General features: G+C 58.0%; 10 protein-coding genes. 4 read left to right on the forward strand and 6 right to left on the reverse strand.

Annotation, left to right across the window (positions count from 1 at the left end; genetic code table 11):
- The first annotated feature begins 90 nt into the window (after positions 1-90).
- Entirely contained in the window at positions 91-1,131 is a 1,041-nt protein-coding gene (locus ACIOU6_RS27000; protein ID WP_221731521.1) for an NADP(H)-dependent aldo-keto reductase, read from the forward strand.
- Between the two features lie 104 nt (positions 1,132-1,235).
- Here the strand turns inward: ACIOU6_RS27000 and ACIOU6_RS27005 are convergent, their stop codons facing one another.
- On the reverse strand, positions 1,236-2,372 hold the full coding sequence (locus ACIOU6_RS27005) for an acyl-CoA dehydrogenase family protein (RefSeq protein ID WP_221731522.1): 1,137 nt from the start codon (positions 2,370-2,372) through the stop codon (positions 1,236-1,238).
- A 250-nt stretch (positions 2,373-2,622) separates the two neighbouring features.
- Here ACIOU6_RS27005 and ACIOU6_RS27010 point away from each other — a divergent pair, with 250 nt between their 5' ends.
- Entirely contained in the window at positions 2,623-3,519 is an 897-nt protein-coding gene (locus ACIOU6_RS27010) for a GlxA family transcriptional regulator (RefSeq protein ID WP_221731600.1), read from the forward strand.
- A 133-nt stretch (positions 3,520-3,652) separates the two neighbouring features.
- On the opposite strand, the gene zapE is transcribed toward ACIOU6_RS27010, so the two are convergent.
- The 3 genes from zapE to ACIOU6_RS27025 form a co-directional block, all read right to left on the reverse strand.
- On the reverse strand, positions 3,653-4,747 hold the full coding sequence (gene zapE, locus ACIOU6_RS27015; RefSeq protein WP_150652045.1) for a cell division protein ZapE: 1,095 nt from the start codon (positions 4,745-4,747) through the stop codon (positions 3,653-3,655).
- Between the two features lie 90 nt (positions 4,748-4,837).
- On the reverse strand, positions 4,838-6,193 hold the full coding sequence (locus tag ACIOU6_RS27020) for a tryptophan--tRNA ligase (RefSeq protein ID WP_401139746.1): 1,356 nt from the start codon (positions 6,191-6,193) through the stop codon (positions 4,838-4,840).
- A gap of 24 nt (positions 6,194-6,217) precedes the next feature.
- Complete coding sequence (locus ACIOU6_RS27025) at positions 6,218-6,847, reverse strand: alpha/beta hydrolase (RefSeq protein ID WP_221731601.1); 630 nt, start codon at positions 6,845-6,847, stop codon at positions 6,218-6,220.
- Between the two features lie 144 nt (positions 6,848-6,991).
- Between ACIOU6_RS27025 and ACIOU6_RS27030 the strand changes: the two genes are divergently transcribed.
- On the forward strand, positions 6,992-7,426 hold the full coding sequence (locus ACIOU6_RS27030) for a YhcB family protein (protein WP_221731524.1): 435 nt from the start codon (positions 6,992-6,994) through the stop codon (positions 7,424-7,426).
- Positions 7,427-7,587: 161 nt separating this feature from the next.
- Here ACIOU6_RS27030 and ACIOU6_RS27035 read toward each other — a convergent pair whose 3' ends face one another.
- Positions 7,588-8,322 carry an OmpA family protein gene (locus ACIOU6_RS27035; protein ID WP_103306232.1) on the reverse strand — a complete coding sequence of 245 codons (735 nt, stop codon included), beginning with the start codon at positions 8,320-8,322 and terminating at the stop codon, positions 7,588-7,590.
- A gap of 116 nt (positions 8,323-8,438) precedes the next feature.
- Positions 8,439-9,083 (reverse strand): MBL fold metallo-hydrolase, encoded by a 645-nt coding sequence (locus tag ACIOU6_RS27040; RefSeq protein WP_123449247.1) that lies wholly within the window; start codon positions 9,081-9,083, stop codon positions 8,439-8,441.
- A 214-nt stretch (positions 9,084-9,297) separates the two neighbouring features.
- On the opposite strand from ACIOU6_RS27040, the gene ACIOU6_RS27045 reads away from it, so the two are divergent.
- Positions 9,298-10,757, forward strand: a 1,460-nt coding sequence (locus ACIOU6_RS27045; protein ID WP_401139750.1) for a M10 family metallopeptidase C-terminal domain-containing protein, incomplete at its 3' end; no start/stop codon positions are given.

Raw genomic sequence — 10,757 nt, forward strand, 5'->3', positions numbered from 1 at the left:
ACCTCCACTGCAGAAAGAGGTCGGCAATTATGCAGATTGCGAAAAATATTTCAACCTGCTTTTATGATTGTTTTGCCCAAGGAGCACCCGATGGACTATCGCCAGCTAGGCCGTACCGACCTGAACGTGAGTGCAATCTGCCTCGGCACCATGACCTGGGGCGAGCAAAACACTGAAGCTGAAGCCTTCGCCCAGATCGAACGGGCCAAGGAAGCCGGGATCAATTTCATCGACACCGCCGAGATGTACCCGGTGCCGCCGAAAGCCGACACCTACGCCACCACCGAGCGTTACATCGGCAATTACTTCAAAAGTCGCGGCGATCGTGCCGACTGGATCCTCGCCAGCAAAATCGCAGGCCCGGGCAACACCATCGACTATATCCGCGACAAAAACCTGCGCCACAACCGTCAGCACATCACCGCAGCGGTCGACGCTAGCCTCAAGCGCCTCCAGACCGATTACATCGATTTGTATCAATTGCACTGGCCAGAGCGCAGCACCAACTTTTTCGGACAACTGGGCTACAAACACAAGATCGAAGCCAACCTGACACCTCTGGAGGACACCCTCGAAGCACTCGACGAACAGGTAAAGGCTGGCAAAATTCGCCACATCGGCCTGTCCAACGAAACGCCCTGGGGCACCATGCGTTTCCTGGCGCTGGCCGAAGCCCGTGGCTGGCCGCGCGCGGTGTCGATCCAGAATCCTTACAACCTGCTCAACCGCAGCTTTGAAGTAGGCCTGGCGGAAATCGCCATCCGCGAACAGTGCGGCTTGCTCGCCTATTCGCCACTGGCGTTCGGCTTTTTGTCGGGCAAGTACGAAGGTGGTGCACGTCCGCCGAAAGGCCGTCTGAGCCTTTACAGCCGCTTCAGCCGCTATTTCAACGCGCAATCGGAGGCCGCGTGCACCCGTTATGTGGCGCTAGCCCGTGAACACGGTCTGGACCCGGCGCAGATGGCTTTGGCGTTCGTGACCCAGCAACCATTCGTCACCAGCAACATCATTGGTGCGACGACGCTTGAGCAACTGGACAGCAACATTGCCAGTTTTGATCTGAAGCTTTCGGATGACGTGCTGGAGGGGATTGAGGCGATTCATAAGGATCACCCCAACCCTGCACCGTGATCGGTAGATAAACCGCCTTCGCGAGCAAGCGTGCTCCCACAAGTGATCCCCTTACCTGTGGGAGCGCGCTTGCTCGCGAAGAGGCCCGCCAAGTCACCCTAAGTTCAAAGCGACCGCGCAATGATCTCCTTCATGATTTCATTGGTGCCGGCATAAATCCGCTGCACGCGCGCATCCGCCCACGCCCGGGCCACCGGGTATTCCCACATGAAGCCGTAACCGCCATGCAACTGCACGCACTCGTCGAGTACCTTGCATTGCAGGTCCGTGCCCCAGTACTTGGCCATCGCTGCCGTCGGCACGTCGAGTTTGCCTTGCAGATGCAGCTCCAGACACTTATCGACGAACACCCGTCCGATCTGAATCTCCGTGGCCATTTCCGCCAGTTTGAATCGAGTGTTCTGGAAGTCGGCAATCGCCTTGCCGAACGCCTTGCGATCACGGGTGTAATCGAGCGTCCATTGCAGCGCAGCTTCAGCTGAGGCCAGGCCACCGATCGCCACGGTCAGACGTTCCTGCGGTAGTTCCTGCATCAGATAAGCAAACCCTGCGCCGGCCTGACCCAGCAGGTTTTCTTTCGGCACACGCACGTCCTGAAAGAACAATTGCGACGTGTCCTGCGCCTTCATTCCGACCTTCTCCAGGCGCTTGCCCTTGTCGAAACCTGGCGTGTTCGCCTCGACCAGAAACAGGCTGGTGCCTTTGGCGCCGGCCTTCGGATCGGTCTTGGCGACAACGATAACCAGATCGGCAAGAAAGCCATTGGTGATGAATGTCTTGGAGCCGTTGATCACATACTCGTCACCGTCGAGCACGGCCGTGGTCTTGACCCCTTGCAGGTCGGAACCGGCGCCCGGCTCAGTCATAGCGATAGCCGTGACCATCTCACCCGACACCAGTTTCGGCAGGTACTTGTGCTTCAGCGCTTCGCTGCCGTAATGCAGGATATACGGCGCGACGATGTCCGAATGCAGTGAAAAACCGATCCCGGTCAGGCCCAACCTACCGACTTCTTCGATCACCACGGTGCTGTAAAGAAAGTCCGCCCCCAGCCCGCCGTATTCCTCAGGTAGATGCGAGCAGAGCATCCCAGCCTCCCCTGCCTTGTTCCACAGTTTGCGGTCGATATAGCCCTGTTTCTCCCACTGCGCATGAAACGGCACCGCCTCTTTTTCGAGGAATGTTCGTACGCTGTCGCGGAACAATTCGTGCTCGGAGCTGAACAAGGTTCTGGGAATCATGCGGCACCTTTCTTTGTTATTGGAGGGATACACCCTTCAGAGACTAAGCCTCCCCTCCGACACAGGACACTGGACACATCCGACAAAAAATAAGACGATCCAGCCGTCTGGTGACCACTTTCCCTTATAAAAACAAAACAAAAGTTGAATTATGTCTAAGCAAGTCTCCACGCCCTTACGGCGCGTCAGCATCCTGGCGATCGACCAGGTTTTCGCCTTCACCCTCATGCAAGCCAAGGATTTTTTCCATGTGGCCAGCCTGCGCTACGGCAAACAATTGGGCCACGGCCTGACACCGGCGTTTGAAACGCGCCTGGTCAGCCCTGATGGCCAACCGGTGAAAAGCTTTAGCAATGTCGTCATGCCGGTGGATGGCGGTCTCGAAAACACCGATATCATCATCCTCCCGGCGTTCTGGGACGATTTCGATACGCTGTGCAGCCGTTACCCACAAATCCTGCCTTGGTTGCGCGAACAACACGCCCGCGGCGCCGTGCTATGCGCCGAGGCCACGGGCGTGTTCTGGCTGGCCGAGGCGGGGCTGCTCAATGGCAAGGAAGCAACCACTTACTGGCGCTTCTTCAACGCCTTTGCCGAACGCTTCCCGCAGGTTCACCTCAATCAGGACAAGCACCTGACTGACGCCGACAATCTCTATTGCGCTGGCGGCACCACGTCGGCCTGCGATCTCTACATCTATCTGATCGAGCGCTTCTGTGGCGCCAACGTGGCGCAAGCTGTGGCCCGCGACATTCTTTACGAGGTGCAGCGTAACTACTCGCCAGGGCGCATCGGTTTCGGCGGGCAAAAGCTGCATCAGGACGTGATCATTCTGCAAATTCAACACTGGCTCGAAGAACACTTCGCCGACAAGTTCCGCTTCGAAGACGTGGCCCGCGAACACGGCATGAGCATCCGCAACTTCATGCGCCGCTTCCAGACTGCCACCGGTGACAAACCGCTGCATTACCTGCAACGGCTGCGCATCGAAACGGCCAAGGGTTTACTGTCGGGCAGCCGCAAGAGCATCAAGACCATCAGTTATGAAGTCGGCTATGACGATGCGAGCTTCTTTGCGCGGTTGTTCCGCCAGCACACCGAGCTGTCGCCGAACCAGTATCGGCAGCAGTTCCAGCAGGCTGCCTAACCCCCGAAGCATACAGAGATCCGCTGTGGGAGCGGGCTTGCTCGCGAAGGGGGATTGCTGTGAGTCCGAGAAGTCTTCAGCGCAAATAAAAAGGGCCTGCATTGGCAGGCCCTTTTTTAATTGCCGAAGCTGTTCAAGGCTTGTGCGCCCGGGACAGGAATTCGTGGGATTGCATTTCCAGAAGACGGCTCAGCGTGCGCTGGAACTCGAAATTCAGGCGTCCGCCGGTGTACAAGTCTTTCAACTCGACTTCGGCAGAAATGATCAGCTTCACGTTGCGGTCGTAGAACTCGTCGACCATGTTGATGAAACGTCGAGCGATGTCATCGGTGGTGACACTCATCTGCTCGACACCGCTGAGCAGCACGGCATGGAAGATCTTGCCCAGTTCGATGTAATCGTTCTGGCTACGCGGGCCGTCGCACAGTTCGCGGAAGTCGAACCAGGCCACGTCGTCACAGGTACGCAACGCGCGAATTTCACGATTTTCGATGATCAACACATCGTTCTCGACCGCAGCGGTGCATTCCGGCGTCAGTGCCTTGAAGCTTTTGCGCAGGCTTTCGTGAGCGGCTTCGTCGAGCGGATAGTGGAACAGTTCCGCTTGTTCGAGGTGACGCAGACGATAGTCGACGCCGCTGTCGACGTTGACGATCTCGGTGTTTTGCTTGATCAGCGCGATGGCTGGCAAGAAGCGCGCACGTTGCAGACCGTCCTTGTACAGGCCGTCCGGGACGATGTTTGAAGTCGCGACCAGGGTCACGCCATTCTTGAACAGCTCTTCCATCAGCGTGCCGAGGATCATGGCGTCAGTGATATCGGAGACAAAGAACTCATCGAAGCAGATGACCCGCGATTCAGTCGAAAAACGCTTGGCGATGATGGTCAGCGGGTTTTTCTCACCGCCGAGGGTCTTCATCTCTTCATGCACACGCTTCATGAAACGGTGGAAGTGAGTGCGGGTCTTTTCCTTGAACGGCAGCGCTTCGAAGAAAGTGTCGACCAGGTAAGTCTTGCCGCGACCCACGCCGCCCCAGAAGTACAGACCCTTGACCGGCGTCTGATCCTTTTTGCCAAACAGTTTGCTCAGCAGCCCCGGCTTGTTCTGATCGGCGGCGATCAGATCCTCGTACAGGCGCTGCAAATGACGCACAGCAGTTTCCTGCGCGGCGTCATGGAAGAAGTCCGGGCGTTTCAGATCAGCTTGGTATCGTTCTAGGGGCGTCATAATTCGTTAGCAAGGCAACAAAAACGGGCCGTCACTGTAGCGACGGCCCGTGGGAATGGCAATCAGCCCTTGATCGGGCCGAGCCGCTGATTATTCCTGAACAGGTGTCAAAGCGATGCGCAGGGCCTCGATAGCCGCATCCCGCGCTGCACTGTCAGCGAATGCAGGGCTGTCGCCAACGCACTCGCCTTCCAGCCACACGCTGAAGTTCAGGTCTTCGCTGCGCACATCCAGAGGCTGGCCAGATTGCAGTTGCTTGGTCACCTGCCCTGCGGTTTTGCCATCGGCGAAGTTGCGCGACAGCAGCAGTTGCTCACCATCGGCGGCCAGCAGACGGAAACGGAAGCTGCCGTCGTCTTCACGGAAGCTGACGAATCGTGCGGCTTTCGCCACTTTTTTCTTGGTGGCCGCTGCGACTTGAACCTGATTGACAAACGAACGCAGGCCGACGGCCTCACGCAGTTCGTTGAGGAACGGCGTGGCCACGGCACGGGCCTTTTTCGCGCCGAGCTGCAGGATGTCTTCGAGATCCGCCGGACGCTCGATCAGTTGGTGATAACGCTCGCGGGACTCGCCCAGTTCGTTGTCGAGCAACTGGAACAGACGATTCTTCGCCTCGCCCCAACCCAGACCACCGAGCAGTTCGCTGCGGAATTCTTCGGACTGCGCCGGGGTGGAGAACGCCTGGAACAGGGTGAACAGGTGCGAGTTGTCCGGATCTTTCGCCTCGCCCGGCGCACGGGAGTCGGTGACGATCCGCGAGATCGCGTCCTTCATCTCTTTGGCGCTGGAGAACAACGGGATGGTGTTGTCGTAGCTCTTCGACATCTTGCGCCCGTCGAGGCCTGGCAACGTTGCCACGCTTTCCTCGATCAGCGCTTCGGGCATGGTGAAAAACTCTTTGCCCTGACCAAACAAATGGTTGAATCGCTGACCAATGTCACGAGCCATTTCTACGTGCTGGATCTGGTCGCGACCGACCGGCACCTTGTGCGCGTTGAACATCAGGATGTCTGCTGCCATGAGCACCGGATAGCTGTAAAGGCCCATGGTGATACCGGCATCCGGGTCTTCACCGGTTTCAACGTTCTTGTCCACCGAAGCCTTGTAGGCATGGGCGCGGTTAAGCAGGCCCTTGGCGGCAACGCATGTCAGCAGCCAGGTCAGTTCGGGGATTTCCGGGATGTCGGACTGGCGGTAGAAGGTCACGCGGTCGACATCGAGGCCACCGGCCAGCCAGGTCGCGGCGATTTCCAGACGCGAGCGCTGGATGCGCAGCGGGTCATCGCATTTGATCAGGGCGTGGTAGTCGGCCAGGAAGTAGAACGAATCGGCATTGCTGTCGCGACTGGCAAGGATCGCCGGGCGGATGGCGCCGGCGTAGTTGCCCAGGTGCGGCGTGCCGGTGGTGGTGATGCCGGTGAGGATGCGGGTACGGTTCGTCATGGGTAATCGCTTGTCAGACTGCAATCAATTCGAGAGACGCGGCAGGATCAGATCCTTGAGATCGGTCAACTTGCCATGAAAAAAGTGTCCGCATTCTGCCACTTTCAGCAGCTCATGGGGGCGCTGGAGTTTGTCGGACCAGTCGTAAACCAGTTGCGGATCGATCACTTCGTCGGTTTCCGGCTGGATCACGGTCAACTCGCCCTGCTGGGGCAGTTGATCCTGATCGCCCAGACGCATCACCGCCGGCGCGACCATGAATAGGTGCTTGAGTTGCTCGCCCTGCGCTTCAAGACGCCCGCCGAGACTTGCTGCAACAAATCCGCCGAAGGAGAAACCGAACAGGGTCAGCGGCAGATCCGGGTGCTTTTCCCGTAGCCACGCCGCGACAGCCTGGGCGTCGTCGACTTCACCGGTGCCCATGTCGTGCGCGCCTTCGCTGGCGCCGACGCCGCGATAGTTGAAGCGCAGGGTGATCAGCCCGGCGTCGCGCGCGGTGCGCTGCAGGGTCGAGACGACCTTATTGAGCATGGTGCCGCCCTGCACCGGGTTAGGATGGCAGATCAGCGCGATACCGCGCGGCTGCTCGTTATCCAGATACAGAGACTCAAGTTGGCCGATTGGGCCATCAATCACTACGGGGGTTTCACGCATCAGCAAGGAAGGAACTCCGTGACCTCGAGTCGGGTCGACTCGTCTAGCAAATTGTCTGTGCCAATCTATTGCGAGTGAATCGCGGTATACAGCGCAGGTTCGAGCCGTTAACGTAAAGCAAAGCCGTTTATAGAGGAAGGACTCGTGGAACACTCGCTCTTAGTTTGGTTGTTACCGACTCTTGCCCTGGTTGTGGGTGTCGCCATTGGATTCCTGATCGCGCGCGTTGCGCCGAACGCCGCGCCGAGCCGTACGCAGCGTCAACTGGATGATATCCAGGAGCGTTTCGACAGTTATCAAAACGAGGTGGTCACCCACTTCAACAGCACCGCGATGCTGGTGAAGAAGCTGACCCAGAGCTATCAGGAAGTGCAGGATCATCTCGCCGAGGGTGCCAACCGTCTGGCCCTGGACGAGCAGACCCGCCAGCGCCTGATCGCTGCCCTGCACGCTGACGCTGCGCAGGCACCGCGCGAACGCCTGACGCCACCGCGCGATCAGGAGCCTCCACGCGACTACGCACCGAAGACCCCGAACTCGCCGGGCATGCTCGATGAGCAATATGGCCTGAAGAAATAATCAGCCTTCGCTGCAAACAAAAAGCCCCCGGACAACGCTGTTGTCCGGGGGCTTTTTTGTATCTGATGGTTCTGTGGTGCCGATTTGATCGCCATCGCGAGCAGGCCAGACAAAAAATGCCCGATCACCAGGACCGGGCATTGCTTCACTCAAGCCTTCACTTATGGATACTGCTGAACCGTACCCGGCTGTTGCTGCTGACCACCATACTGCTGACCCGGGATCGCCTTCAGGTTGACTTCAACCCGACGGTTCTGCGCGCGGCCGTTGACGTCGCCGTTGCTGGCAATCGGGTTATCCGGACCGGCGCCACGGGCAGACAGGTTGGCACCGCTGACACCTTGCGAGGTCAGATAGGTCGCCACGCTCTGCGCACGACGCTGGGACAGGTCCATGTTGTGCTGGCGGCTGCCGGTGCTGTCGGTGTAGCCGACGATTTCGATCTGGTTCTGGTTGAATTCTTTCAACGAGTTGGCCAGGTTGTTCAGCGGCTGATAGAAACTGGACGCGATGTTCGCCGAATCGGTGGCGAAGGTGATGTTGCCCGGCATGATCAGCTTGATCTGATCGCCCTGACGCTGCACCTCAACGCCAGTGTTGGCCATGCTGGCGCGTAGTTTCGCTTCCTGCTTGTCAGCGTAGTAACCGTAACCGGCCGCCGAAGCCCCCACTACCGCTGCACCGATCAAGGCGCCCTTGCCACGGTTGTTGTGGTCGATGGCGGCACCGGCCAATGCACCGGCAAGTGCCCCGAGACCACCATACTTGGCGGTTTTGCTCATGCCTTGGGAGCCACCGTCGGCCTGGCCCTGATTGTCATAGGGGTTAGGCGAAGCACAGCCGGACAGCAAGGCCACGGCCGTGGCGACAATAATCAAACGACGCTTGGTGAACATGAAGAGCTCCTACGTTTCTGCATTCTATGGTGCAGCGGCCGTTTGGCAATGAACCTCTGCGGGCGTTTGATCATGACTATGCGTAAAAATTCCGCCGCACACCCATTACAAATTATTTACGCCCGCACGAAAGGATTTTCACGCATTTCATCACCCAGACGCGTATCCGGACCATGCCCGGTAACGACCGTCGCGTCTTCATCCAGTGTGTAAAGCCGCTGCTTGATCGATCGCACGATGGTCGCCTGATCGCCGCCCCACAAATCCGTGCGCCCTACGCCGCGACGAAACAACGTGTCACCGGCAATTAACAGCTTAGCCTCGGAAAACCAAAAGCTCATGGAACCGGGTGTATGACCCGGCGTGTGCAACGCCACACCGCAGCCACAGGCGAGTTCTTCATCGTCACTCAGCCAGCGATCCGGTGAGGGTACCGGGGTGTAAGGCACGCCGAACATCTGGCATTGCATCTCCAGGTTGTCCCACAGGAACTGGTCTTCCTTGTGCAGATGCAGGGTCGCGCCGGTTTTTTCCTTCATCTGCCCGGAGGCGAGAAAGTGATCGAGATGCGCGTGGGTGTGGATGATGCTGACGACTTTCAGACCGTGGGCATCGAGACGCGCCATGATCAGATCCGGATTGCCGCCTGGGTCGACGACGATGGCCTTTTTGGTGATCGGGTCGCCGATGATCGTGCAGTTGCACTGGAGCGGGCCGACGGGGAAGGTTTCGCGGATGAGTGCTGGCGTGGCGGCGTGCATGGGAAATCCTGCAAAGTATTTGATTCTTCGCAGGATACGTTTGCCGACTTCAGTAATCCATGTGATCAGCCGACACATCAGTTCTGGATGCCACGCGTCAGCCAGTCAAAAAAATAGTGTCAATATGATGTCACTAGTAACGTTTTTGTTGCAAAATCATCTTCTGTAGCGGCCACATTCCAGGAAAGGCCGCAGCCCATCCAGGAAAATCCGCATGCCACGCCCGACTCAATCAACCGACAGTACCTCGTCTTCATTGACCTACAACAAAGCCGTCGACAGCTTGATTTCCGGCACCCAATGGGAAAGCACCAAGTGGTATGACAAAAGTGCGCCCACCGAACTGACCTATAGCTTCATCAATCCGGTTTCTTCGTATTTCGCGACCAGTTACAGCGCCGCCAACGAATACAATGCGGTTTTCTCCCTGACCGCCAATCAGCAGATCGCTGTCGTCAGCGCGCTTAATGCGTGGAGTTCGGTGGCGAAAATTACGTTCAGCCAGACCACCGACACCATCACCAACGTAGGCGATCTGCGCTTCGGCGGCTATTCACTGATGGGAAGCGGGACAATGGCCTGGGCCTACCTGCCCGGCAGCACCCCCAAGTCCGGCGACGTCTGGATCGGTCCCGAGACCAATCAGGCGGATCCGGGCAAAGGCTCATACGATTACCTGACCTTCGTTCACGAAATCGGTCACGCCATCGGCCTCAAGCATCCGTTCGCCACCAGCCTGACCAACAGCATCGTGCTGGATGCATCGCTGGACGATGTGCGCTTCACCGTGATGAGCTACAACGACAGCTATTCGTACCAGCCCACCACGCCCATGCTTCTGGATATCCTTGCGATTCAGAGTCTGTATGGCGCCAATACCGCGTGGCAGGCCGGTAACACCACCTATAGCTGGGCGAGCAATCAATCAGTTTTTGAGACCATCTGGGATGCTGGTGGCAACGACACCATCGATGCCACCAACCAGTTGAATGCCGTGCGCATCGACCTGAACGAGGGTGCCTTCAGTCAGATCGGCAAGGCCTTCCTCGATCTCAAGACCATGACAGCCTTCAACGAAGGCCTGGCCATCGCGTACGGCGCGAAGATCGAAAATGCCGTCGGCAGCGCCAATGACGACAGCCTGATCGGCAACGCCCTGGACAACATTCTCAACGGCCGGGCCGGAGCCGACACCATGATCGGTGGTACCGGCAACGACACCTACTTTGTCGACAATGTCGGCGATACCGTCATCGAGACCAGCACCCTGCCGACCGAAATCGACACTGTGCTCAGCTATATCGATTACACCCTTACCGCGAACGTCGAAAACCTCACGCTGATGGGCACCGCCAGCCTTTCGGGTACCGGTAATGCCTTGAACAACGTCATCACCGGCAACTGGGGGCAAAACACGCTGGACGGTGGCGCCGGTGCCGACATCTTGATCGGCGGCGGCGGCAATGACACGTATATCGTCGACAATGCTGGCGACGTCGTCGTTGAAAACAACGAAGTAGGTGGCGGTATAGACATCGTCCGGTCGTCTGTCAGCTACAGCCTGGGTGCAAACGTCGAGAACCTCGTGTTGACCGGCACGGCCAACATCAATGCCAACGGCAATACCCTGAACAACGTAATGACCGGTAACAGCGGCAATAACGTACTAAACGG

The organism is Pseudomonas sp. NPDC087615 (assembly GCF_044743445.1).
Lineage (GTDB): Bacteria > Pseudomonadota > Gammaproteobacteria > Pseudomonadales > Pseudomonadaceae > Aquipseudomonas > Aquipseudomonas baetica_A.

Coding starts and splice junctions, on each gene's coding strand:
- ACIOU6_RS27025 (WP_221731601.1), bottom strand. CDS start 6,847: ATGCGTGAAACCCCCGTAGTGATTGATGGCCCAATCGGCCAACTTGAG.
- ACIOU6_RS27035 (WP_103306232.1), bottom strand. CDS start 8,322: ATGTTCACCAAGCGTCGTTTGATTATTGTCGCCACGGCCGTGGCCTTG.
- zapE (WP_150652045.1), bottom strand. CDS start 4,747: ATGACGCCCCTAGAACGATACCAAGCTGATCTGAAACGCCCGGACTTC.
- ACIOU6_RS27000 (WP_221731521.1), top strand. CDS start 91: ATGGACTATCGCCAGCTAGGCCGTACCGACCTGAACGTGAGTGCAATC.
- ACIOU6_RS27005 (WP_221731522.1), bottom strand. CDS start 2,372: ATGATTCCCAGAACCTTGTTCAGCTCCGAGCACGAATTGTTCCGCGAC.
- ACIOU6_RS27040 (WP_123449247.1), bottom strand. CDS start 9,083: ATGCACGCCGCCACGCCAGCACTCATCCGCGAAACCTTCCCCGTCGGC.
- ACIOU6_RS27020 (WP_401139746.1), bottom strand. CDS start 6,193: ATGACGAACCGTACCCGCATCCTCACCGGCATCACCACCACCGGCACG.